22 protein-coding genes are annotated in these 23,003 nt (G+C 60.3%); all 22 read right to left on the bottom strand.

Annotation, left to right across the window (positions count from 1 at the left end):
- Positions 1 to 89: 89 nt before the first annotated feature.
- Complete coding sequence (locus ACM6IK_RS17335) at positions 90 to 1,565, bottom strand: sigma-54 dependent transcriptional regulator (protein WP_108218637.1); 1,476 nt, start codon at positions 1,563 to 1,565, stop codon at positions 90 to 92.
- A 172-nt stretch (positions 1,566 to 1,737) separates the two neighbouring features.
- Positions 1,738 to 2,034 carry a flagellar protein FliT gene (locus ACM6IK_RS17330; RefSeq protein ID WP_223461353.1) on the bottom strand — a complete coding sequence of 99 codons (297 nt, stop codon included), beginning with the start codon at positions 2,032 to 2,034 and terminating at the stop codon, positions 1,738 to 1,740.
- A gap of 10 nt (positions 2,035 to 2,044) precedes the next feature.
- Entirely contained in the window at positions 2,045 to 2,440 is a 396-nt protein-coding gene (fliS, locus tag ACM6IK_RS17325; RefSeq protein WP_414875315.1) for a flagellar export chaperone FliS, read from the bottom strand.
- A 128-nt stretch (positions 2,441 to 2,568) separates the two neighbouring features.
- On the bottom strand, positions 2,569 to 4,005 hold the full coding sequence (gene fliD, locus ACM6IK_RS17320) for a flagellar filament capping protein FliD (RefSeq protein ID WP_414875314.1): 1,437 nt from the start codon (positions 4,003 to 4,005) through the stop codon (positions 2,569 to 2,571).
- Positions 4,006 to 4,088: 83 nt separating this feature from the next.
- Positions 4,089 to 4,442: a flagellar protein FlaG gene (locus ACM6IK_RS17315; protein WP_414875313.1), complete on the bottom strand. Its 354-nt coding sequence runs from the start codon at positions 4,440 to 4,442 to the stop codon at positions 4,089 to 4,091.
- 72 nt (positions 4,443 to 4,514) lie between these two features.
- The gene (locus tag ACM6IK_RS17310; protein ID WP_108218632.1) at positions 4,515 to 5,366 is read right to left on the bottom strand and encodes a flagellin domain-containing protein; all 852 of its coding nucleotides are present in this window, start codon (positions 5,364 to 5,366) and stop codon (positions 4,515 to 4,517) included.
- A 242-nt stretch (positions 5,367 to 5,608) separates the two neighbouring features.
- Positions 5,609 to 5,875: a hypothetical protein gene (locus ACM6IK_RS17305; RefSeq protein ID WP_414875312.1), complete on the bottom strand. Its 267-nt coding sequence runs from the start codon at positions 5,873 to 5,875 to the stop codon at positions 5,609 to 5,611.
- Positions 5,872 to 7,164 carry a motility associated factor glycosyltransferase family protein gene (locus tag ACM6IK_RS17300; protein ID WP_414875311.1) on the bottom strand — a complete coding sequence of 431 codons (1,293 nt, stop codon included), beginning with the start codon at positions 7,162 to 7,164 and terminating at the stop codon, positions 5,872 to 5,874. Before ACM6IK_RS17300 ends, ACM6IK_RS17305 begins: the two co-directional genes overlap by 4 nt.
- Before the next feature lie 90 nt (positions 7,165 to 7,254).
- Entirely contained in the window at positions 7,255 to 8,181 is a 927-nt protein-coding gene (locus ACM6IK_RS17295) for a ketoacyl-ACP synthase III (RefSeq protein WP_414875310.1), read from the bottom strand.
- Between the two features lie 227 nt (positions 8,182 to 8,408).
- Positions 8,409 to 9,461, bottom strand: coding sequence for a pseudaminic acid synthase (gene pseI, locus ACM6IK_RS17290; protein WP_414875309.1), 1,053 nt, complete (start codon positions 9,459 to 9,461; stop codon positions 8,409 to 8,411).
- Entirely contained in the window at positions 9,454 to 10,959 is a 1,506-nt protein-coding gene (gene pseG / locus ACM6IK_RS17285; protein ID WP_414875308.1) for a UDP-2,4-diacetamido-2,4,6-trideoxy-beta-L-altropyranose hydrolase, read from the bottom strand. Before pseG ends, pseI begins: the two co-directional genes overlap by 8 nt.
- Positions 10,956 to 11,663, bottom strand: a complete 708-nt coding sequence (gene pseF, locus ACM6IK_RS17280; protein WP_414875307.1) for a pseudaminic acid cytidylyltransferase — start codon at positions 11,661 to 11,663, stop codon at positions 10,956 to 10,958. The genes pseG and pseF overlap by 4 nt, the downstream gene beginning before the upstream one ends.
- Positions 11,660 to 12,280, bottom strand: coding sequence for a pseudaminic acid biosynthesis-associated methylase (locus ACM6IK_RS17275; RefSeq protein WP_414875306.1), 621 nt, complete (start codon positions 12,278 to 12,280; stop codon positions 11,660 to 11,662). Before ACM6IK_RS17275 ends, pseF begins: the two co-directional genes overlap by 4 nt.
- Entirely contained in the window at positions 12,280 to 13,470 is a 1,191-nt protein-coding gene (gene pseC, locus ACM6IK_RS17270; RefSeq protein ID WP_414875305.1) for a UDP-4-amino-4,6-dideoxy-N-acetyl-beta-L-altrosamine transaminase, read from the bottom strand. Before pseC ends, ACM6IK_RS17275 begins: the two co-directional genes overlap by 1 nt.
- 126 nt (positions 13,471 to 13,596) lie before the next feature.
- A complete protein-coding gene (locus ACM6IK_RS17265) occupies positions 13,597 to 16,521 on the bottom strand; it encodes a TIGR00180 family glycosyltransferase (protein WP_414875304.1) in 2,925 nt (974 codons plus the stop codon).
- Positions 16,522 to 16,573: 52 nt separating this feature from the next.
- Positions 16,574 to 17,302: a cephalosporin hydroxylase family protein gene (locus ACM6IK_RS17260; protein ID WP_414875303.1), complete on the bottom strand. Its 729-nt coding sequence runs from the start codon at positions 17,300 to 17,302 to the stop codon at positions 16,574 to 16,576.
- Positions 17,303 to 17,332: 30 nt separating this feature from the next.
- On the bottom strand, positions 17,333 to 17,998 hold the full coding sequence (locus ACM6IK_RS17255) for an acetyltransferase (RefSeq protein WP_414875302.1): 666 nt from the start codon (positions 17,996 to 17,998) through the stop codon (positions 17,333 to 17,335).
- Positions 17,995 to 19,116, bottom strand: a complete 1,122-nt coding sequence (locus tag ACM6IK_RS17250) for a DegT/DnrJ/EryC1/StrS family aminotransferase (protein WP_414875301.1) — start codon at positions 19,114 to 19,116, stop codon at positions 17,995 to 17,997. The genes ACM6IK_RS17255 and ACM6IK_RS17250 overlap by 4 nt, the downstream gene beginning before the upstream one ends.
- Positions 19,113 to 20,339, bottom strand: a complete 1,227-nt coding sequence (locus tag ACM6IK_RS17245) for a methyltransferase domain-containing protein (protein WP_414875300.1) — start codon at positions 20,337 to 20,339, stop codon at positions 19,113 to 19,115. The genes ACM6IK_RS17250 and ACM6IK_RS17245 overlap by 4 nt, the downstream gene beginning before the upstream one ends.
- The gene (locus ACM6IK_RS17240; RefSeq protein WP_414875299.1) at positions 20,336 to 20,896 is read right to left on the bottom strand and encodes a dTDP-4-dehydrorhamnose 3,5-epimerase family protein; all 561 of its coding nucleotides are present in this window, start codon (positions 20,894 to 20,896) and stop codon (positions 20,336 to 20,338) included. The genes ACM6IK_RS17245 and ACM6IK_RS17240 overlap by 4 nt, the downstream gene beginning before the upstream one ends.
- Entirely contained in the window at positions 20,893 to 21,975 is a 1,083-nt protein-coding gene (gene rfbG / locus ACM6IK_RS17235; RefSeq protein ID WP_414875298.1) for a CDP-glucose 4,6-dehydratase, read from the bottom strand. The genes ACM6IK_RS17240 and rfbG overlap by 4 nt, the downstream gene beginning before the upstream one ends.
- A complete protein-coding gene (gene rfbF / locus ACM6IK_RS17230; RefSeq protein ID WP_223461314.1) occupies positions 21,957 to 22,730 on the bottom strand; it encodes a glucose-1-phosphate cytidylyltransferase in 774 nt (257 codons plus the stop codon). Before rfbF ends, rfbG begins: the two co-directional genes overlap by 19 nt.
- Positions 22,731 to 23,003: the final 273 nt, after the last annotated feature.

The following is a 23,003-nucleotide window of genomic DNA, read 5'->3' as shown; positions in this document are numbered from 1 at the left end:
CCGTCAGTGAAACGGAACGTTGCGAGGGACGTAGCAATACCCGTGCCTAAAAAAAACTTCTTATAAATGAATGACTTGAAAAACAGGCGTCAATCATCCGCCTGTTCGTCTCCATCACGACGGCTCATGCCGTACTTGCGCATCTTTTCCACCAGCGTGGTGCGACGGATACGCAACCGCTCGGCCGCGCGCGCCACAATGCCGTTGGCATCATCCAGCGCCTGCTGAATCAAGCCTTGCTCCAGACCACCGAGGTAGTCCTTAAGGTCCAGGCCCTCCGGAGGCAACATGGCGTTGGTCGTGAAGTCCGGTGTATGACCGTTGATGGCCACACGCTCTTCCAGGTCACTGCGCAGGCTGTCGACCATCTGCTCGTCTTCATCATCGACGTAGCGGAATTTCTTCGGCAACTCGACCACGCCGATCACGCCGTAGGGATGCATGATCGCCATGCGTTCCACCAGGTTGGCCAGTTCGCGGACGTTGCCCGGCCAGGCATGCCGGCACAGCGACATGATCGCCGCCGAGTTGAACCGGATCGACCCGCGCTTCTCGTGCTCCATGCGCGAGATCAGCTCGTTCATCAGCAGCGGAATGTCTTCGACGCGCTCACGCAGCGGCGCCATCTCGATCGGGAACACATTCAAGCGGTAGTACAAGTCTTCGCGGAAGGTGCCGATCTCGATCATGCTTTCGAGATTCTTGTGGGTCGCCGCAATGATGCGCACGTCGACGCTCTGGGTCTTGTTGCTGCCCACGCGCTCGAAGGTACGCTCCTGCAACACGCGCAGCAGCTTGACCTGCATCGGCAGCGGCATGTCGCCGATTTCATCGAGGAACAGGGTGCCGCCGTTGGCCAGCTCGAATCGACCGGCGCGGCTGGTGATCGCCCCGGTGAAGGCGCCCTTCTCATGACCGAACAGTTCGCTTTCCAGCAACTCGGCCGGGATCGCCCCGCAGTTGACCGGCACGAACGGCGCTTCGCGGCGCTTGGAATGGTAATGCAGGTTGCGCGCAACCACTTCCTTGCCCGTTCCGGACTCACCGAGGATCAGCACGCTGGCATCGGTATCGGCGACTTGCTGCATCATCTGGCGGACGTGTTGAATCGCCCGGCTGGTGCCGACAAGACTGCGGAAAAGATTGGGTTCGCGATGACGACCGCGCTCGCGGGCCTGGTCGTACATCTCGCGATAGACCTGGGCACGGTGCAGCGAATCGAGCAATTTGCTGTAGCTGGGCGGCATTTCCAGGGTTGAAAGCACTCGACGACGCTGGTCTTCCGGCAGGTCAATGGAAGAATTATCGCCCATTAACAAAACCGGAAGGAACTCATCCCAGGTCGAGAGTGTCTTTAACAAGCCCAGTAGTGCACCAGGAGCATTGACCGTCCCGATGAGGACACAGATTACTTCACGACTTGATGACAAAGAGCCGACAGCCTGCTGCCAGTCATGGCTACCGCAGGGTAAATTTTCTTCACCGAGAAAATTCAAAATCACCGCCAGGTCGCGGCGGCGGACGCTATCGTCATCAATCAGCAGAATTTTGGTTTCACGCCACATGCAATAGCAACTTCCCTAGTCAACTCAATGCCCAAAATGCTGGGGCAAGCTAGACGCTTGCAGACACGTTATGCCTGAAGACGACTGAAATCTGGAACCAGCCACTAGTTAAGTCAAAAAACCGTGCACAGTCAAATTTATGGCGCACATATCTGGATTAACTTGGGGTTAATTATCCAAACAGATGGTAAACCTTTGCTGCGTTCCGCGCTTGCTGGATCTGAGACATTTCATCGACTATCGCCTGCCTCTCCCCCATCGCCACCTCAAGTAGCTGCTTGTAGACATACAGCAACTCCTCAAGATTGCTACGCAGAACTTCTTCGTCCAGCGAAGCCTCGCTCAAGACGTCTTCCATGCAGGAACGGCAATCCAGGTCCAATTGACCGATAGCCTCCCAGTTGCGCTCGGCCAGAGCACCGACCAACGCTTCTCGAGTTTGTTCTATTCGCTGCAATACAAGACTCATGGCGATCTCCCTAGAACTGCGGACCTGGCGCAGCAATGCCGTCCCAGCCTTCTTTCACCGTGCGCAGCAACCCCGCGACTTCATCGAGAATTTTCGGATCGCTGCTGATGTTCGCCTCGGCCAGACGCTTCATCATGTAAATATAAAGACTGTCGAGTTCGCCCACCGCTTCGGCGCAATTTTCAAGATCCAGGCCTTCACGCAAGCCACCGATGATGCCGATCGCCTTGCTGATCGACACACACTTGCCGGGAATGTCCTTGCGCTCCAGCGCGCCTTTGGCCTGAGCGATCCGGTCCAGGCCACCTTCCATGAGCATCTGTACCAAACGATGCGGACTTGCTTCGGACGTCTGGGCGTGCGCCCCCACTTTCTGATACTGCCGAAGGGCTAACATTGGATTCATGTTCTACCTCATTACCACAATGACTCGTATAGCCAGAGTATCGTCTGCAAGACAGAAAACTTTAGAGCAAAAGACAAAAACCCGGCACACGCGAAAATGCGTAGCCGGGTTTTTTCGTCAACTCATGACTAGCTGTTGGACTTCTGGGCGTTCAAGGAAGTGAAGAACGAGGTGATGTTCGTCGCCGTCGCCTTCATTTGCCCGACCAACAGGTCCATTGCGTTGTATTTGGCGGTCAATGTCTTGGTCATGTTGGCGACACGAAAGTCCAACGCAGTCTGCTGAGTTGAAAGGTTCTTGCTCACGCTCTGCAGGTTGGTATTGCGCTGGTCCAGCAACCCACCCGTCTGCACATAAGGCTTGATTGCGGTACCCATGCGCGCCAGCAGGCCGTTGGTAGCATTGCTACCGTTGAACAACTGCTGCATCTGGCCGCTCATACCGTTGATGGCCATCTTCTCGTTGAACGCCGTGGTGTTGAACGCCAGGTTGCCGGTTTTCTCGTTCGTCAACACGCCGATCTGCGATAGCACCGCCAATGGACCACCCGCCCCGGGAGCGGTCAGCACGCCGCGGATATCGGAGATCAGTGTGCGCGACATCGAATCACCGGTAAACGCCGCCTGAACCGTCAGGTTGCCATCGGCATCCGCGGTCGCCTTGGACAGGGAATTGATGGTGTTCATCAGGGTGTTGTAGGAGTCGACGAACGACTGGATCGACGTCTGCAATCCGGTGGTGTTGGTCGCGACGGTGACGGTCGCCGCAGCCGGCGGCGTACCTGGACTCACCGACGCCAGGTTCAGGGTCAGGCCGCTGACTGCGCCGGTCACCGTATTGCTCTTGCTGGTCACTGCCAGACCATCGATGGTCAGCGATGCATCCACCGCAACCCCGTTGACAGCCCCCGAACTGGTGGCCGAAGGGTTAGCGCCCATCGGTTGGGTACCGTCGATATCAAGGCCGGCGATACCGCTGACCACAAGGTCGGAACCCGCGCCGGTCTTGCTGGAGCTGATCACCAGTCGCGACGCACCGCTGCTGTCGGTCACGATGTTGGCAGAAATACCATTACTCGCCTGCGCGGAGTTGATCGCATCCCGGGTGCTCTGCAGGGTCGCATTGGCTGGAATCGTGACATCGTAATCAGTGCCATTCTGACTGATTTTCAAAGTACCACTCGGAATGGCACTGGCCGCACCGCCGGCGAAAGACGCACTGGCGACTTTCGAGCTGGTGGCCAGGTTATTCACAACAACGCTGTAGGTACCGGCAACGGCGGTGTTGTCGGAAGTCGCACCGAGAATCGACGGGGTACCCGAAGTGGCGGTATAGCCCGCAAACACCGGATTGGTCTTGCTACCGAGATTGGTCAGCGCCGTCTGAAAGGCCGTCAGTGCGCTTTTCAGGGAACCGACACCGGAAATCTTCAGCGTGTTGGTTTTGGTCTGAGTATCGATCTGCGTCTGTTTCGCCGATTTGTCGGCGTTGACCAGCGCAGTGACGATCGCACCGATATCCAGGCCAGAGCCTAAGCCCGTACCCGGTAAAATTGGACTTGCCATTTTCGTCTCCCTTCAGGTTGCTGCCACTCTTTTGACCTTTACCTGCGCCCAAAGAACGTACAGACACTATTCATGCCAGCTAATCAGACCTTGGCGTCGAACAATACGTGGCTCGCATTGCTCAGGCTTTCTGCCAGCTTGAGGGCTTCTGCGGAGGGGATCTGTCGCACGACTTCACCCGTTTCGCTTGCGATCACTTTGACGACGACCTTGCCGGACTGCTCGTCTATCGAGAACTCCAGATTGCGCTTGATCGACTGTACAAACTTTTCGATCTGCTGCACCGCCTGCTTCAGGTGGACGCCATCCGCCTCCGGTTTCTTATCCGCCGCTGGAGTGACGCTGGCGGTTTCAGGCTTTTCCGGCGCTTTATCCGAAACGCTGCTCGCTGGCTGGGGAGCCGGATAAGACACGCCAAGCTTTACGCTCATCTCCATGCCCATCACCTCTTAACGTAAAAAGCGAGAGAGCGTGACCAGCACACTCCCCCGCTCAAACTCATTCCGAAATTACTGAAGCAGCTTCAGTACAGCGGAAGGCAGTTGGTTGGCTTGAGCCAGAACCGAGGTAGAAGCCTGTTGCAGGGTTTGCTGCTTGGTCAGGTTCGCGGTTTCTGCGGCGAAGTCGGTGTCTTGTACACGGCCTTGTGCAGCCGTGGTGTTTTCCACGATGTTCTGCAGGTTGGAGATGGTGCTGGTCAGACGGTTCTGCGAAGCACCCAGGTTTGCGCGGGTGGCGTTGATCGATGCCAGAGCAGCGTCGATCGCGGTGATCGCGTTGTCGATGTTGGCAGACAGGGTAGCGGAAGTCGCACCGGTCAGAACAACAGTACCGCTGCCTACGGACAGGGATACGGCGTCGAACTTGGAGCTCAGTACCAGGTCGATGCGGTTGGCCGAACCAGTGTTGGCGCCAACTTGCAGCTGCATGGTGCCAGCCGAACCGTCCAGCAGGTTTTTGCCGTTCAGGTTGGTAGAGGCGGAGATACGGGTGATTTCGTCAGACATCTGAGCGAATTCGGAGTTGGTAGCGGTCTGGTCAGCAGTGCTGTTGGTACCGTTACGTGCTTTAACAGCCAGTTCACGCATACGCTGCAGAATGTCGGTCGAAGCTTGCAGCGCGCCTTCAGCGGTCTGGGCAACGGAGATACCGTCGTTGGCGTTCTGCACTGCCTGGTTGCCACCACGAATCTGTGCGGCCATGCGAGTTGCGATCTGCAGGCCAGCGGCGTCGTCTTTGGCGCTGTTGATTTTCAGGCCGGAAGACAGGCGAGCCATCGAAGTCGACAGAGCGTCGGTAGCACGGTTCAGGTTCTTCTGAACGTTCAACGACGTAGTGTTGGTGTTTACTGTTAAAGCCATGACGAATTCCTCGTTGGTTGGGTACTGCGGCTTCCGGCCCTGGCAACCGCCGGGTATGGCCTAGAGAACCTTCGTAATAGTTATCGTCGGGTTGGCAGGTTGCTTGAGGGCTTTTTTTAAAAAAAATGCCATCACCCTGCCACCCCCGAGAAAACAAGGGCTTAGTGCCCCTCAACCACGAAAAAATGACGTCATAAAACTGTCCAGCCCACAAACGCCCGTGGCAAAGCTGTCGCTGCCCCTCAGTCCGGCAGTTTTTCGAGCAGCTCGACCAACTCATATTCCATGAAGTCGGCGAGCCCCAGCCAATCCTGGCGCTCCTGACAGGCCAGCATCTGCCTGAGCATCGAGGCCCAGGCCTGCTGAACATCCCGGGGAGCTTGCGCAAACAGCCGCTGCGCCTCATCGAACAGATCAACCATGTTCAATGCCGCTTCGACATCACGGCCCAGGCGAAAAAGCCCTGCGCACTGCCGATACTCATCGATGCCTTTCACTGGCGGCTTCATTGCACGAAATCCTGATTGAACTGCGTACCGGCAATCATTGCCCCAGCCCGGCTGCTGTTGAAAAAAAGCACCCCGGGATGCCTGGCAATGTAACGCTCGAGCTCACACAGGTAACTGCGGAAATTCAGCTGTGTCTTGACCTTTTGCCCATGACCATCGTGCACCCAATGCCTGGCCTGGTTCACCGGCGGCCCCAGATCGCCATCGTTCCAACCGGTATGGGTCCGGTTCATCGGAAAGGAAAAATCGGCACCGAAAAGCGTGATGCGCTGCGCGCCCATCTTCACCGCCAGATCGACAGCAGGATGGATCACGCTGCCGCTGACATAGAGCTGCGCACGTGGCTGTTGCTCACGCAACGCAGCGTAGATCGGGCTGGCGGAATAACCGCCATAACGTTTGCCTTTCCAGGCTTTCAGCATGTGTGGATCGCTTAAAGGCAAGTACACCAGCGGAATGCCTTCGGAGCCCTCGCCCGGCAAGTGCAGCACGCTGATGCGCTGATCGATGCTCACGACCAGGTCAGGCTTGATTCCGTGCTCGCGAAGGGGCCGGTAAGCGGTATCTACGCTGATGAACAGCGGTCGCGGCGTTTGATTGCGCACCGCGGCCAAACGCTCGAAATTCCCTTCAAGGCTGGGCCCTGTGGCGATCACATAGATTTCACGCTCGGAACACGTGCCAAACAGCTGTGCCACATCATCATCGGCGAGCAGCACTTCAAGGGTGTCCTGCAAGCGCTGCTGAATGACGGGAGACTGCGGGTCGAACTCACGATTGTTGAAACTCAAGTGCACTTCGCTGACCAGGCGATCACGAATCTTCGCACTGAAGTCATCCGCCAGCAGCATCTCGGCAGGCAATGCAAAGAACGGTGTGCAGATGTCCGACAGATCGCCGGCATACAGCAATTGCACACGCGGATCGCCCAGCCATTGACGCTGATCGATCAGCTGCAACACCAGTGCGAAAAGCGCGCCGTTGAGGATATGGACATAGAGCTTTTCAAGCCCGGCGCGCTCCAGCAAAACCGAAGGCAAATCGCCGAAGCCGGTGCCGTAAACGTGCAGCTGTGCCTTGTCGAGCGGGAGGCTGGCGGCCTGCAAACGGGCCTCGCGCAGGCGATCATGGCGGCTGGTGAGCTGGATGCCCCCCACACACAACGTAGAGTCCCGCCCTTCGATCAGGTCGATATCGACGGCCAGGCGATCTTCCGTATTCAATCGCGCATACAGCGACGGCCAGCGCCGCTGGATAACCTGAGCATTGTCTTCAAAGCATTCGCTCATGCTACCTCGCATTCCTTACAAGCAAAAAAGCGCTCAAGGTTAACCCTTGAGCGCTTTTTTGTACCGGCCTTTTTATTAAAAAACTTTCACTCAAGGGCGATAGATGATCGCCGAACCCCATGACAGCCCCACACCGAAACCGCTGAGCGCAACGCGCTTCCATTCGGAATCGAGGATATGCTTTTCCAGCAGCAACGGAATGCTCGACGACACCGTGTTACCGGTCTCGACCATGTCCTTGATGAACTTCTGCGGGCATTCTTCGAAACGCCGCGCGACCGCATCGACAATCGCCGCGCTGCCCTGGTGAATGCAGAACGCATCGATGTCGTCGGCAGTCAGTTGCGACTCGCCGAGCAACTCATGTAAATGCGCCGGCACCTTGAGCAGTGCGAAATTGAACACCTGGCGACCATTCATGTAGAACACGCCGTCGGTGACTTTCAAATGTGGCGCGCCGGAACCATCGGTGCCGAACTTGGCCTTGCCCAGTGCCCAGGTCGGGTTTTCACCCATCCAGGTCGCGGTGGCCGCATCGCCGAACAACATGGTGGTGTTACGATCTTCCGGGTCGACGATCTTCGAATACGGGTCGGCAGTGATCAGCAGGCCGTTCTTCAGGCCAGCGGCCTCCATGAAGCCCTTGATCGCATAGATGCCGTAGACGTAACCGGAACAGCCCAGGGAAATATCGAACGCGGCGACGTTGGTCGGCAGGCCGAGTTTGTCCTGCACGATGGCCGCGGTATGCGGCAGGCCTTCTTCGTCACCGTTCTGGGTGACAATGATCAACGCATCGATGGATTCACGTTTCAGATCAGGGTTGCTGGCAAACAGCGCATTGGCCGCTTCAACGCACAGATCGGATGTTTCCTGATCAACGCCCTTGCGCGGCAGGAAAGCCGAACCGATCTTGCCCAGGATGAATTCTTCATCCTTCTCGAATTTTGCACCTTGTGCATAATTGTCCACGCCGGCTACAGGAACGTAGCTCGCAATGCTTTTTATGCCAATCATTACGGCTTCCCAATAATAAACAGCCCAATACCACCACTCGCAAGGAATCGAGGGGCGCCGACAAATCTGGATTTCCGTCACCCCAAGGCGACAGCCGGAAAGCGTAAAGGGCAATCGCTGAACCCGCTAAAGGGTCAGGCGCCATCTTCCCGGTCAATACAATACAGTGAAGATGCCCGTTATGACTCGCAGGTCACGCTATTTTGCCGAATCAGCCCGGCAATGGGTCATTCGACCAACGACCAGTCCAGTGGTGTTCCACGCTTGATAGCCTGACGGGCACGGCGTTCCAGGAGGCTTTGCGCATGCTTGGGCGCCAGCCCGAGACCCGGACGGATGGCTCGAAGGTTTGTCGCATTGAAGGGCTCGCCGGCCTTCATATCCTGGGTGACATACAGCGATCGACGGTACACCAGGGATTGGCGCTCCGCCTCGGTGACGCCGTAATGCACGTGCCCCATGGCTTGCCAGGCGCGTTCGGTTTCGATCACCAGGCTGGCCAGCTCCGAGGGTTCCAGCGAGAAACTGGCGTCGACGCCACCGGCCGCACGCTCGAGGGTGAAATGCTTTTCCACCACCGTTGCACCCAGTGCCACCGCCGCCACGGACACACCGACGCCCATGGAATGGTCGGACAGCCCCACCTGGCAATCGAACAATTCCCGCAAATGCGCGATCGTGCGCACATTGCTGTTCGCGGGCGATGCCGGATAGGTGCTGGTGCATTTGAGCAGCACCAGATCCTTGCACCCGGCTTCGCGGGCGGCACGCACGGTTTCATCGAGCTCGGCGATGCTGGCCATGCCGGTGGAAATGATCAACGGCTTGCCCGTCGCGGCCACCCGGCGTATCAGCGGCAAATCGGTGTTTTCGAAACTGGCGATCTTGTAGGCCGGTACGTCGAGGCTTTCGAGGAAGTCCACGGCGCTCTCATCGAATGGCGTGGAGAACGCCGGCAGGCCCAGTTCTTTGGCGCGAGCGAAAATCGGCGCATGCCATTCCCAGGGTGTGTGGGCCTTCTCGTACAACGCGTACAACGATGTGCCTGCCCACAGGCTGTTCGGGTCCTTGATGAAAAACTCGCCCTCGGCCAGGTCCAGGGTCATGGTGTCGGCGGTGTAGGTCTGCAGCTTCAATGCATGGGCACCGGCCTTGGCCGCGGCCTCGACGATTTGCAGTGCCATGTCCAGGGACTGGTTATGGTTGCCGCTCATCTCGGCAATGATGAAAGGCGGCGCATCGGCACCGATCAGGCGCTCGCCGATCTTGAAGCTAGTCATCTGCGTGATCCTTCAATACGCGCGTGAACGCGCAGGCACTCTGGGTAAAACCGGCTTCGCGAAAGACGTTCAGCGACGGCTGGTTAGTGGGCAACACCTGGGCGGTGAGCGACTGAAGTTCCGGCCAGCGGGCCTTCACAAAGGTTTCCCCGCGGGCCAGCAGCGCCCTGCCCCAGCCCAGGCCGAACCGGCCTTCGAACAGATAAATCGACACCTGGGCGGTAAAGCCACGCAGGTCATAACGCAGCACACCGACCGGACCGTCATCGGCCTCGGCAATCAACAGCAGCCGCCGGGGATTGTTCAGGCTCGTGGCCAGCCAGTTTTGATGCGCAGGCCATTCGATCACGCCGGTCTCCAGCGACCAGCGGCGCACGGCCTCGGTGTTGCGCCCGTCGAACAACAACTGCGCATCCCCCAGGGTCGCCGGGCGCATCCTCAGCACCGCACCGGCCAGCGCCACCGCTACCCGCTGCGCACCCCGGCCATCGACAAGTTGTCTCGACCGCTGTGCCAGGCTCTGGCGCAAACCCTGGTTACCCGCGACAAAGCCAATGGCCAGGCGCAGCTGCTCGACACTGACCTGCTCGCGGCCCCCCATGAACACATGGGCGCCCGCGGCCGCCATCACCTCGCCGTTGGCCTGCTGGTTGTTCGATACGGCAATGCAAATCGTCGGCAGCCCCATGGCCGCCCGCTCCCAACTGGTGCCACCACCCCCCCCGACAAACAGGTCGGCTTCGCTCATCAATCGATAGAAGTCGCTGACAAAACTGTGCAGGCGCCAATGCGGGCGACTGGCCGCCAACGCCTGCATCTGCGCCCAGGCCGGATTATCCGCCCCGGCGACAAAATCGACTTCCAGCTCGGCAAAGTCCGCCAGCGCCAGCATTGCATGATGGGTCTGCATGGCCGCGTCAAAACCACCGAAGTTCACTAGCACACGCCGGGCCTGGGGTTTGATTTCGACGGCCGGGCAACGGAACTCGTCGCGCAACATGGCAAACCGGGGGCCGAACAATGTCCGGCAGCCTGGCGCCAGCAGCGAGGTATAAGCCTCTGGCGTGCCCGAAAGATTCTGGTTCAACAGCAAGTCGGCGCTGTAGGTCCGCGTGGCGAGGTCATCCACCACGGCGATCCATGGCGCAAAGCGCCGCGCGGCCGTCTGCCAGTGATGATCGAGGCCGTAGTGGTCGACAATGATCCAGTCGAACGCCGGCGGGTGCTCCAGCAACGGCTCGAGCGCGGCGATGTCTGCCTGCCAGGGCAGCATGGATTCGATGGCTTGCCGCGGGTCTTCATCCTCGTAGCGCTCGGGCAGCGCGAAGGTTTCAAAACCTTCGGCCCGCAGTGCCTCCAGTCGATGCCCCGGTAGCAGACGACAGGCGAAAGCCACATGGCTGCCCTGCCGACGCAATACACGGGCCAGGCACAGGCAACGCGCGATGTGGCCGCTGCCGATGGTCGGCGAGGCGTCAGAGCGAATCAGCACCCTCATTGCAGTTCACCTCCGGCTTTGAGCGCAGCATACAGGTACTCCGCGCGGGTCCAGTCCTGCGGTGTGTCGATGTCCTGCACCAGATGCCGCGGCAGGAGGACCGGCAGGCTGCTGGGTGAATACAACACCTCGCCACGCAGCCAGGCGTCGCTGCGCCCCCAGTAGAACTGCCCGGCATCCTGGTAGGCGCTCGGCAAATCCTGGGAGCGGGTGTCTCGATACTGCGGATACAGTGCCGTCAATGCACCGTGATCATCAAGGGTCAGGGCTCGCTGAACCGGGAAGCCGAAGTCGCACACCGAGAAGGCGAAAGACTTGTCGGGATGCCGTTCCAGCAGGCTCAGTCCCTGGACCAGAAATCGCGATTGCAACAACGGCGCGGTCGCGTAGATACAGCAGGCGCGAGCAAACTCGTCACCCTGTTCACGCAATGCCTGCAGGGCATGGGCGATCACCGCTGCGGTCCCCGTGAAGTCGTCGGCCAGTGCCGCCGGGCGCATGAAGGGCACCTGGGCGCCACAGTCCCGCGCCAGCCCGGCGATTTCTTCGTCGTCGGTACTGACCACGATCCGGGAAAACAACCCGGACTCCACCGCGACCTGGATAGAGCGGGCAATCATCGGCACACCGGCGAACGGCTTGAGGTTCTTGCGGGGTATGCGTTTGCTGCCACCGCGGGCCGGGATGATGGCGACGTTGTTCAACGGCGTTTTTCCAGGACAAACCAGGTGATGTCATCCACCGGGAATTGCCGATCGCGGTGGTAGCCAAAACCGTAGTCGAGCAGTTGCAGGTCGTCATAGCGATCGAGCATTTCACCGGCAAAATCGCGCTTGAACAATTTGCCGCTGTTGCCGCGATACGGGACTTCGACCGGCGCCGGGTTGTAGTACTCGGCGATCAGTATGTAGCGCTGGCTCAGCTCATACAGTTGCGCGTACGCGGCCGGCAGCAACGGCGGTTCCAGGTGAATCAGCACGCATTTGCTCAGGGTCAGGTCGAAGGTGCGTTCACGGGGAAAATCGAACAGCGAGCCGTGCCAGATCTGTGCGATACCCAAGGCCTGGGCAGCAGCACAGGCGCTGGCATTGATCTCCACGCCGAACAACTCGCAGCGTGGCAACAGCTGCCGCAATGCCTGCAGATTGTTACCGGCATTGGTGCCCAGTTCCACCAGGCTATCGATGCGCCCGACTCGGGTCAGCGCCTTGGCAAACAACGCCAGGTTAGCGGCAACCAGTGGCTGTCCGACATTGCGCTCAACGTACTGGTTGCCGAATTCGCCCTGCCAGAAAGTTTCCTGCTCGGTCAGTTCACGCATCACACATTTCCCACCCGCCGCAATGGCTGGATTATTTCGATCAACTGCCGCATCTGCTCGACCACATAGTCCTGTTCTTCATCACTGAGCAACGGGTACAACGGCAGGCTGATGGCTTCGGCGTAGTAACGTTCGGCCTGTGGAAAATCACCTTCGGCGAACCCGAGATCACGATAATAAGGCTGCAAGTGCACGGGAATGTAGTGCAGGTTCACCCCGACCCCGACGGCCCGCAAGCCCTCGAACACCTCACGATGGGTGAGATTGATCTGATCGAGTTGCAGGCGCACCACATACAGATGCCATGACGACTCGGCCTCAGGCTGTGCGCTGGGCAGGGTCAACGGCAAATACGCCAGCAAGCGCTCATAACGCGCCGCCAGTTCACGCCGACGCTCGATAAACTCATCGAGCTTGTTCAACTGCGACAAACCGAGGGCCGCCTGCAGGTCGGTAATGCGGTAATTGAACCCCAGCTCCACCTGTTGGTAGTACCAGGGGCCGTGGCTGGGTCCGGTCATCTGCTGCGGATCCCGGGTCATGCCGTGGCTGCGCAAGCGTTGCAAACGCTCGGCGAGCTCCGGGCTGCTGGTCATGACCATGCCGCCCTCGGCACTGGTGATGATCTTCACCGGATGAAAGCTGAACACGGTCATCGCCGCAAACTCGCCACACCCCACCGGGCGCCCGGCGTAGGACGCACCGGCGGCATGGGCCGCGTCTTCGATCACCGTTATGCCATATCGCCTGGCCAGTGCGGCAATCCTGCGCATGTCGCAGCTCTGCCCCGAGAACGCCACGGCCACGAGTACTTTCGGCAGCCGGCCTTCACGCTCGGCCCGTTCCAGCTTGACGGCCAGCGCAGCAGCATCGAGGTTCCAGGTCAGCGGGTCGATATCGACAAAATCCACCTCGGCACCGCAGTAACGACCACAGTTGGCCGAGGCGAGAAAGGTGTTCGGTGTCGTCCACAGCCAATCGCCCGGGCCGAGCCCCGCCGCCAGGCAAGCGATGTGCAGGGCCGCCGTGGCATTGCACACCGCCACGGCAAAACCGGCCTCGCAGCGTTCGGCCATCGCTCGCTCGAAGCGCTCGATGGTCGGCCCCTGGGTCAACCAGTCAGACTGCAATACGCCGACCACGGCGTCGATGTCCGCCTGATCGAGGCTTTGCCGAGCGTAAGGAATCATGCTGGCAACCAGACACGCACCAGCGCGTCCCGGATGATCTGACGCCCGAACGAACCGGTCCGGCCTGCGATGAAAATCGAATTACCGTTGAACATGCCTTGAGTCCCTTATACCTTTTCGCCGGGCCTACCCGAGCATCTGCGCCCAGTTCACCAAAGCACTTTCGCCAAGGGCAAAACCTTTGCCGTTCAAGGCCAGATTGGCGTTATAGGCCTGGTCCTGGGCAAAGGCTGCCGCCCACTTGTCACGCAGCGCATCGAGGGCCTGTGGCACCTGTGGCACTTCCCCCGAATGAATGACCTGTACCAGCGGCGTCCACACGGTGAGGTAGCCGGCCTGTCCGGCCCGCAGACACAGGTCGACGTCGCTCAAGCCGTCGACGAAGGTCACGCTGTCCAGACCGTCCAGCTCGTCGAACAACGCTTTACGCACCATCAGGCACGCCCCCGACACTGCCGAGTAGTTCTGCTCCAGCGCCAACCGGTGCAAGTAACCTTCGGCGTCGTGTTTTTCCCCGACAAAGGCTGAGCCCACACCACCGTTCATACCGAGAATCAGGCCGGCCTGAGTGACCTTGCCATCACGGTCGATCAACTTGGGACCGACCACGCCGACTTCCGGACGCTGGGCGTGATTGAGCAGCGACTCAAGCCAGTTCGGGTTGACCACTTCACTGTCGGCGGCCAACAGCACCAGGTACTCGCCCTGCGCCTGCTGGCTGGCCGCGTTGTACAACGCCACCTCGCTCAGGGTCTGGCCGGCACGCAGCACGCTGACTTTCGGATGCTGGTAAGTACCCAGCCAGTCATTGACCTCGGCCGACTGATTCGGGTTGAGCGCGATCAGCACTTCGTACTGGATGTAGCGGGTACGCAGCAACACAGCTTGCAGGCACTGTTGCAGCACCGCCAGGTCGTCCCCGGCTGGCAATATGATCGACACCAGCGGGCGCTCGGTGTGGCGGTAATCGACCTGCCAGGTGCCCGGTGCTGTCGATGTGATCTTGGCCTTGTAGCCACGATTGCCCAGGTGGCGCAGCAACGCCAGGCGCTCATCGGCGTTTTCTTCCAGCACCGGTGCCCGGCTGATCAGCAAGGGCTCGTCCAGGTGGGCCAGCCCGTTGAGGCCGCCCTGCTCGATGATACGCAGCAGCAAGTCGAACTCCAGGGCCTTACTGAAGTCAGGCTGGTAGCCGCCGACTTCAACGAACACTTCCCGACGGATCAGCCAGTGACGCGCCATCAAGGCCGGCAGGCTTTGCAGCAGGTCAAGATTGAAGCCAGGGCGGAACACATCCACCAGCGCGCCTTCGGCGGTGCGCTGGATTTCATCGGTGGCGACGGCGCGGCAGTCTGCGGCGGCGAGCAACTCCAGGCTGGCACGCAACAGACCACCGGCGGTGAACTCGTCGCCGGCTTCAGCCAGCAGCAGCCAGTCGCACGTCGATTGACGCGCGCTCTGGTTCAGTTTGTCGACGTAGTTGCTTTGGGTCACCCGGACAAAGTGCAGGGTGTTCTGTGCCGTGGTCGCCGCCGGTGCTTCACCGGTGGTGAAGACCACGATCTTGAACGCCTTGCTGTGACCTTCGAGCAGGCTGTCGAGGCTGACCTGCAGCTTGTCGATATCGTTATCCAGGTCCAGCAGGAAAATCCCGAACTGCGGGCCACCGTCGTTGGCCGCCAGGTGTCGGGCTATCGACTCAGCCTCAAGTGCATTGGGCTGACGGGGTGCAAGCCACTTGAGCAAACGACCGGAGAGCATCTTGTCGAACGTCGCACCATTGCCCTCGACCGACACCGCTTCAAGACGTGCAACCCAGTCGCGCAGGGTTTGCGCCTCTTGGTCTTCACCCAGCAGTTCCAGCTGAGCCACCAGACGCTTGACCACCGTGCGGTTGAAGACGTTGCTGTCGTGGGCTTGCCACAAACGGTCGACCACACTTTCCGGCGTGTCATTGTTACGCGCCAGCATCAAGCTCTGCTGACGGGTCCAGATACCCTCCAGGCCTGCCAACTGAACGCGACCGGCCGGCATGGCATGCAACAGGAATTCGAACTGGGTCAGCTGATCGAAAAACGGCTGATTGTAGAACGGCATTTCGACGTATTGCTTGGGGCCGAAACGGCGCTCCGGGCCTTTCTCGACGCTCGTCCAGGCGGACTCGATAATCAGCTCGGTGGTCAGTGCGCGACCGGTGCGCAAGCTATCGGCCAGGGCTTCAAAGCTTTGCAGCGCGAACTGCCGGCCTTGCTCCGGGTCTTCGTTTTGAACGTGAGTCGGCAGCCCGAAGAGGAAATCGGCAAAGTCTTCACGCTCGGCGACCGTCCTGGCATCGGTATGCGCCAGCGTGTGGAAGATCTCGGTGTTGTGGTCCGAATACCCGTAGTTCATCTCCCGCACGACATACGGGATCGGCAGAATCCGCGCCTTGCCCCGGGCCAGCATGTAATAGGTGTGACCGATTTCCTGCCATTGGAAGGACGTATCCTGCGGCATCACCTGATACCAGTCACGGACCAGGTCGGTGCGCTGTACGGCATAAAAAGGCGGCAGGTACTGGTGCATGTAATCGAGCACACGCTCCTCGGCGTGCTCGGACGAATAGTCTTCGCAGACCTTCTTGTCACGCCGAAAGTAGCTGACGCTGTTGGGTTGCGACAGGTACATCATGCTGTAACCGTGGCACAGGCCGTAGTCGGGATTGGCCTCCATGAACGCCACGGCGGCGCGCAGGGCGTCGTGCACATGGAAGTCATCGTCGGCGGCGAACACCATGAACGGTGTGGTCACTTGCTCCACGCCAAAGGCCAGCTTGGCGCGGACACCCCAGTAGCCAAACTGAGGGACATGCCGGTAATCCACATTTTCAAACTGACCGGCCAGGCTCGGCTGGCCTTCGGTGGAAGAGTCCAGCACCAGAATCCTGCAAGGCAAGCCGCTGTAGAAACGTGCCGCCCGGCGCAAAAATGCCGGCCGCTCGTGAGACATCAGCACCACGGTCAACTGTTCGTTGAGTGCCAACCCGTGTCCAGAATTGTTCTTGCCTTGCATACCTTTCCCCACAACGGCGTATCGCCGAAAAAACCCAACGATGTCTTGTCGATTACCGCACGCGACGCAAATAGCCATCCGGCGCGACGGTGATCAACAGCTTGCTGTGAATGGCCTGGTCGATTTCAAAATCGCGGTTTTCTTCCAGGTAAGCCCATACCGCGGTTTTCGGGTTGTCGCCCTTGCCCCACGGACGGTCCGGGAAAGCGTCTTCGGGCATGTCTTCCACCACGGTGTCCATCACCACGCAGTAACTGCCCACCGAGGTCATCGGTGCATAGGCCCGCAGTTCTTCCAGTACGTGTTCGTGGGTGTGGTTGGAATCCAGGACCACCAGCACTGTCTTGCCTTCGACGCGCTGGCGAACCTGTTTGACGATCGCCGGATCGATACTCGACCCCTGGATCATCCGGATCCGCTTGCTCATCGGGTGCGCTTCGATCGCCTCACGGTTGTGCTGGCGGATATCGATGTCGACGCCCAGCACTTCGCCATGGCCGATCAGCTCCAGCATCGAGGCGTAAAACACCAGCGACCCGCCGTGGGCGATACCGGTCTCGACGATGATGTCCGGCCGCAGCGCCCAGATGATCTCCTGCATGGCGACCATGTCCTGGGGGAACTGAATGATCGGGCGGCCCATCCAGCTGAAGTTGTAGGTGTACTTATGTCTGGCGGTCGTGCCAACCCAATCCAGCGACGTGGCTTGCAAGGCTTTGTCCTGTTGCAGGCCTTCGATGTTCTCTTTTACTTCTTCACGAAACTGCTCATGAGGATTCATTACAGACTCTCCGGAAATTAGTCGCGGTGGTTACTTGAAAACCCGACCGTCTTGAAAGGAAGCAGGATTGGTCTTGATGGTCCTGGCGGGGCTGCCCACCACAACCGCATAGTCTGGAACGTCTCTGGTCACCACGGCGCCCGCACCGATGGTGGCCCAACGACCGATGCGCAATCGCGGCAGGATCGTGGCGTTGGTGCCGATGAAGGTGCCGTCACCGATCTCGACACAACCGGCGATACAGACACCCGGCGCCATGAACACCGAATGGCCGACCTGCCCTTCATGCCCGACCACGCTGCCGGCGCTGATACTGGTGTTGTCACCCAGGCTGACTTGCGCCTGCATGATCACGCCCTCTTGCAGATAGGTGCCGACGCCCATGGTGATCATCGTCAGATCGATGCCCGGGTGGATGAAGTTGCCCAGGGTGCCACCGGCCTCGACGATCTCGCAGGTGGTCCGGTAACGCAGCGCCGTGCTGCCGGTGATCAAATTGACAAAGCGTGTGTCGGGGCCTTTCAGCTCGGCCACCTTGTCGGTGCCACCCACCACCGGCACGCCATGAAACAGCGTGCCTTGCTTGGCCGGGTCGTTATCGAGAAAGGCGAATTGCACGTCCGGCTGGCTGCGTTGCAGGGTGAGGATCATCCGTACCGCTTCAGGATTGGCCGCCCCCAGCAGGTAAACCTTCATGGCCGGGTCCTTTTGAGTACCAGCGCGCGCAGCACTTCGATGACCCGGTGCTGATCGTCATCGGTCATGTCGTGGTAACTCGGCAGATTGATCGCGCGCTCCGGCAGCGCATGCGCCACGGGCGAGTCAGCCGTCAGTTCGCTGAACATCGGCAAGGACGACAGCGGCCAGAAGAACACCCGCGCGTCGATATCGGCGGCCTGGAAGGCGGCGATCAACATGTCCCGCGTGATCCCCAGCTCGCGATCAAAGACCACGGTAGGCATCCAGTAACCGTTGCGCGCGTGTTCGGGCTCAGGGTTCATGGACAAGCCTGGCAACGACGCCAGCGCCTCGGCGTAGTGGGCGAAGATCGCGCGCTTGCGTTCGATCAACTCGTCGATCCGCTCAACCTGCGCGCAACCGACGGCGGCTTGCAGGTTGCTCATCTTGTATTTGAAACCGAGGAAATCCGGCCAGAACTGTTTGCTGCTGCCGGCCACGCGGCCATGGTTGGACAGGGTCAGCACACGGTCATACAGCGCCTTGTCCGACGTCACGAAGATGCCGCCTTCGCCGGTGGTCATGGTCTTGGTGCCATGAAAGGAAAACGCGCCGAACGCGCCCAGCGAACCGGCGGCCTGGCCGCGCCATTGCGAGCCGATCGCCTCGGCGGCGTCTTCGATGACCGGCAGGCCAAACTCGCGACCGATGGCCAGCAACGCATCCATGTCGCAGAGATTGCCGTAGAGGTGCACTGCCAGAATCGCTTTGGTTCGTGGGGTGATCGCCCGGCGAACTTGCTGCGGGTCGAGGCACCAACTGTCGGCCAGCACGTCGACGAACACCGGCGTCGCGCCCAGATAGGTGATGGGCGCGGCCGAGGCGATCCAGTTGGTATCGGCGAGGATCACCTCATCGCCGGCACCGATGCCCAACGCCGCCATGCCCATGTGCAGCGCACCGGTGCAACTGGACGTGGCAATCGCGTACGTCGCACCCAGGTGCTCGGCAAAGGACTTTTCGAAGCGCGTCAGGTACTCGTAGCAACGCTCTCCCCAACCATGGCGGACGGCATCGAGCACATAGTCAGCTTCCAGCTCACCGACACTGGGTTTGGTGTAATGAATTCGGCTCATCGAATGATCAACTCGGGAATGGCAATGACAAAACGACCGTCCCATGCACGAATGCCGGCAAAGGCCTGGGTGATCTCATCCAGCAGGTTCCACGGCAGTACCAGCACGTAGTCCGGCTTCTCGATGTCGATCCGGGCCGGCGACACGATCGGAATGCGGCTGCCCGGCAGGTACTTGCCTTGCTTGTGCGGATTGGCATCGGCCACCCAGGCCAGCAGATCCGGCTTGACCCCGGCGTAGTTGAGCAAGGTGTTGCCCTTGGCGGCGGCGCCGTAACCAACCACGCGTTTGCCATCGGCCCTGGCCTGCAACAGGAAGCGCAGCAGGTCATGCTTGATGCGCTCGGCGGCAGGCGCCAGGGTCGCGTAGTACTCGGGGGTTTTCACCCCGGCGGCGAGTTCGGCCTGTAGCTGCTGCCGGACCGCCGGTTGCACGTCGCGACGCTCACCGTCCAGGCGCTGGACGAATACCCGCAGCGAACCGCCATGGGTCGGGAGCTGGCTGACGTCGAACACTTGCAGGCCATTGCGCTCGCACAAGGTCTGCACAGCGGTCAGCGACAGGTAGGAATAATGCTCGTGGTACAGCGTGTCGAACTGCTGACCGGCCATCAGCGTCAGCAGTTGTGGAAACTCGAAAGTCGCCACACCTGTCGGCTTGAGCAAGGTCGCGAAACCACCGAGGAAATCGTTGATGTCCGGCACATGCGCCAACACGTTGTTGGCGGCCATCAGGTCGGCGCCCCAGCCTTCGCTGTGCAACTGCGCGGCAGTGTCGCGACCGAAAAACACTTCACGAATCTCCAGGCCTTTTTCCCGTGCCGCTTGCGCGGTGCTGCGGGTCGGCTCGACGCCCAGGCAAGGGATGCCGCGCCCGGCCACGTACTGCAACAGGTAACCATCGTTGGCCGCCACTTCCACCACGCGGCTGTCGGCGCTCAGGTCGAAGCGCTCGACCATCTCGGCCACATAACGCTCGGCATGGGCCAGCCAGGTGCTGGAGAACGAACTGAAATAGGCGTACTCGGCATCGAACAGGCTGTCGGCGCGGGTGTAATCCTCGGTTTGCACCAGCCAGCACCGCTGGCACACGGCGACCTTCAGCGGCACCCATTGTTCGGCCTGCTCGAGCTGGTCGACACGCACGTACGCGTTGGACGGCGGCGAGGTGCCCAGGTCGATCAGCGGCAGGGTCAGCGCAGTCGCGCAGCCACGGCAGTTCATAGACGCACTCCGGCAAAGTGTTCATCGAGCGCCGGATGACTCGCATCGCGCACCGACAGATTATTGACAGGCAACGGCCAGGCAATCGCCAGCCGCGGATCGAGCACCGACAACCCGCCTTCGTGTTCCGGCATGTAGTCATTGCTGTGCAGGTACAGCAGCTCTGCGTCGGCGCTCAGGGTCTGGAAGCCATGGGCGAACCCGGCCGGAATCAACAGGCTGCGGCCATCGCCGGCACGCAGATGTTCGGCGTGCCAGTGCAGGAAGGTCTCGGAGTCGGGACGCAGATCCACCGCGACATCCCAGACTTCACCGCGCAGGCAGGTGATCAACTTGGCTTCCGGCGCACGGGCATTCTGGTAATGCAGGCCGCGCACGCTGCTGCGTTCGCGGGTGCAGGAGTGATTGATCTGGCGGATATGAAACGCCTGGCCAAACGCACTCAGGCTGCCCTCGCAAAACAACCGGGAAAAGTGCCCGCGCTCGTCTTCAAAGCGTTTGTGCTGCACGCTGAACAAACCGCTCAGCGGCAACGCCTTCAGCAGGAATTCACTCACAGCGCGCCTCGGTACAGGTTCAATTGCGCCAGGCTGATGGCGCGCATGTCATCGCCGCTCTGCCACGCCAGATGCCAATCCAGGGTCTGGGTCAGGCACTGCTGCAACGACCAGCGCGGTTGCCAGCCGAGCAATTGACGGGCGCGGCTGCTGTCCAGGCGCAGCAGGCCGGCCTCATGCAAATCGCTCGGCTCGATGCGTAGCCCGCGTGCCTGCGGCCAGCGGCTGGCGAGCAGTTCGACCACTTCACCGACGCTGCACATGTCCGCTTCGCCGGGACCGAAATTCCACGCCCCGGCAAATTGCGGACCTTGCTCATACAGGCCGGCAGCCAGCTGCAGATAGCCGGCCAGAGGTTCCAGCGCGTGTTGCCATGGGCGTACCGCCTGCGGATAGCGCAAGGTCACCGGTTCATCCGCCGACCACGCCCGCAGCACATCGGGAATCAACCGCTCCGGGGCGAAATCGCCGCCGCCCAGCACGTTGCCGGCGCGCGCCGTGGCCAACGCCAGACCATGCTCGGCGTGCTTTTGCGGCGCAAAGAACGAGGCGGCATAGGATTGCGCCAGCAACTCGCAGCAAGCCTTGCTGCTGCTGTAGGGATCGTGACCGCCCAAGGCTTCGTTTTCGCGGTACGGCCACAGCCATTCCTGGTTGGCGTAGACCTTGTCGGTGGTCACCAGCACGCAGGCACGCACGCCGCCGACCTGACGGATCGCTTCGAGCAGGTTGAGGGTGCCCATGACGTTGCTGGAGTACGTGCCCAACGGGTCGCGATAACCTTCGCGCACCAGCGGCTGTGCCGCCAGGTGCAGGACAATTTCCGGCCGGGTCTCGGCGATCAGTTCCAGTAAAGCGCCCAGGTCACGCAAGTCGCCGCGCTGATCGTTGATGCCTTCATGCACCCGCGCCAGTTCGAACAGACTCGGCTCGGTGGACGGGTCGAGGGAAAACCCGCTGACTTCGGCACCCAGGCTTTGCAGCCACAACGTCAGCCAACTGCCCTTGAAACCGGTGTGGCCGGTGACCAGCACCCGCTTGCCGCGCCAGAATTGCGGGCTCAGTCCCATTGCTTCCATGGGGCCTCCCCGCTCTGCCACAACGCCTCGAGGTGGTTTTTGTCACGCAGGGTGTCCATCGGTTGCCAGAAACCATCGTGCTGGAACGCCATGAGCTCGTCGCGCTCGGCCAGACCATCCAGTGGCCCGGACTCCCACGAGGTCTCGTCGCCTTCGATCAGCGGCAACACCTTGGGCGAGAGGACGAAGAACCCGCCATTGATCCAGCCGCCATCACCGCGTGGCTTTTCGGTGAAACCCAGGACCTTGTCACCATCGCGATTGAGCGCGCCATACCGGCCGGGTGGTTGTACCGCGGTGACGGTCGCCAGCTTTCCGTGCTTGAGATGGAAATCCACCAACGCGCCAATGTTGAGGTCCGACACGCCGTCGCCGTAGGTAAAGCAGAACGCCTGTTCGTCTTCGAGGTAGCGTCGGGCGCGGCGCAAACGGCCACCGGTCATGGTCTCTTCCCCGGTGTCGATCAGCGTGACCCGCCACGGCTCGCTGTAGTTCTGGTGAACATCCATGCGGTTGTTACGCATGTCGAACGTGACGTCGGAGGTGTGCAGAAAGTAGTTGGCGAAGAAGTCCTTGATCGCATAGCCCTTGTAGCCAAGGCAGATCACGAAATCGTGGATCCCGTGAGCGGAGTACTGTTTCATGATGTGCCAGAGAATTGGCTTGCCGCCGACCTCGATCATTGGCTTGGGCTTGAGATGCGACTCCTCGCTGATCCGCGTACCCAGGCCACCCGCCAAAATAACTGCCTTCATCCCTTCCCCTCTTGTTCGTCACAGGGCTCAGCCAAGCTGTATCAAGCTTTTGCGGGCCATCCGGGTTAAACCTGCCGCCGTTCAGGGCACGACCGGGCTCACCGGAAGTGCTCGTTTTATGGCGATATAAGGGGGACTTGCAGGAAACGCGCCAGCTCTTTCAATCCGTTGCCGGGCGATGCGCTGCGGGGGGGACTGCAGGAGCCGGCTTGCTGGCGATGGAGTCGAATGCGCTGCGTTTATCCATGTTACCCGCGTTATCGTTCGCGACCA

Source organism: Pseudomonas sp. IT-196MI5, assembly GCF_949767415.1.
Taxonomy (GTDB): domain Bacteria; phylum Pseudomonadota; class Gammaproteobacteria; order Pseudomonadales; family Pseudomonadaceae; genus Aquipseudomonas.
Note: the sequence above shows the minus strand (reverse complement) of the source record. Positions and strands in the feature narration are given on the sequence as shown.

What these genes read in the sequence shown, in the direction of transcription:
- ACM6IK_RS17335 (WP_108218637.1), bottom strand. Translation starts at nt 1,565, where the DNA reads ATGTGGCGTGAAACCAAAATTCTGCTGATTGATGACGATAGCGTCCGC.
- ACM6IK_RS17330 (WP_223461353.1), bottom strand. Translation starts at nt 2,034, where the DNA reads ATGAGTCTTGTATTGCAGCGAATAGAACAAACTCGAGAAGCGTTGGTC.
- fliS (WP_414875315.1), bottom strand. Translation starts at nt 2,440, where the DNA reads ATGAATCCAATGTTAGCCCTTCGGCAGTATCAGAAAGTGGGGGCGCAC.
- fliD (WP_414875314.1), bottom strand. Translation starts at nt 4,005, where the DNA reads ATGGCAAGTCCAATTTTACCGGGTACGGGCTTAGGCTCTGGCCTGGAT.
- ACM6IK_RS17315 (WP_414875313.1), bottom strand. Translation starts at nt 4,442, where the DNA reads ATGGAGATGAGCGTAAAGCTTGGCGTGTCTTATCCGGCTCCCCAGCCA.
- ACM6IK_RS17310 (WP_108218632.1), bottom strand. Translation starts at nt 5,366, where the DNA reads ATGGCTTTAACAGTAAACACCAACACTACGTCGTTGAACGTTCAGAAG.
- ACM6IK_RS17305 (WP_414875312.1), bottom strand. Translation starts at nt 5,875, where the DNA reads ATGAAGCCGCCAGTGAAAGGCATCGATGAGTATCGGCAGTGCGCAGGG.
- ACM6IK_RS17300 (WP_414875311.1), bottom strand. Translation starts at nt 7,164, where the DNA reads ATGAGCGAATGCTTTGAAGACAATGCTCAGGTTATCCAGCGGCGCTGG.
- ACM6IK_RS17295 (WP_414875310.1), bottom strand. Translation starts at nt 8,181, where the DNA reads ATGATTGGCATAAAAAGCATTGCGAGCTACGTTCCTGTAGCCGGCGTG.
- pseI (WP_414875309.1), bottom strand. Translation starts at nt 9,461, where the DNA reads ATGACTAGCTTCAAGATCGGCGAGCGCCTGATCGGTGCCGATGCGCCG.
- pseG (WP_414875308.1), bottom strand. Translation starts at nt 10,959, where the DNA reads ATGAGGGTGCTGATTCGCTCTGACGCCTCGCCGACCATCGGCAGCGGC.
- ACM6IK_RS17275 (WP_414875306.1), bottom strand. Translation starts at nt 12,280, where the DNA reads ATGCGTGAACTGACCGAGCAGGAAACTTTCTGGCAGGGCGAATTCGGC.
- pseC (WP_414875305.1), bottom strand. Translation starts at nt 13,470, where the DNA reads ATGATTCCTTACGCTCGGCAAAGCCTCGATCAGGCGGACATCGACGCC.
- ACM6IK_RS17265 (WP_414875304.1), bottom strand. Translation starts at nt 16,521, where the DNA reads ATGCAAGGCAAGAACAATTCTGGACACGGGTTGGCACTCAACGAACAG.
- ACM6IK_RS17260 (WP_414875303.1), bottom strand. Translation starts at nt 17,302, where the DNA reads ATGAATCCTCATGAGCAGTTTCGTGAAGAAGTAAAAGAGAACATCGAA.
- ACM6IK_RS17255 (WP_414875302.1), bottom strand. Translation starts at nt 17,998, where the DNA reads ATGAAGGTTTACCTGCTGGGGGCGGCCAATCCTGAAGCGGTACGGATG.
- ACM6IK_RS17250 (WP_414875301.1), bottom strand. Translation starts at nt 19,116, where the DNA reads ATGAGCCGAATTCATTACACCAAACCCAGTGTCGGTGAGCTGGAAGCT.
- ACM6IK_RS17245 (WP_414875300.1), bottom strand. Translation starts at nt 20,339, where the DNA reads ATGAACTGCCGTGGCTGCGCGACTGCGCTGACCCTGCCGCTGATCGAC.
- rfbG (WP_414875298.1), bottom strand. Translation starts at nt 21,975, where the DNA reads ATGGAAGCAATGGGACTGAGCCCGCAATTCTGGCGCGGCAAGCGGGTG.
- rfbF (WP_223461314.1), bottom strand. Translation starts at nt 22,730, where the DNA reads ATGAAGGCAGTTATTTTGGCGGGTGGCCTGGGTACGCGGATCAGCGAG.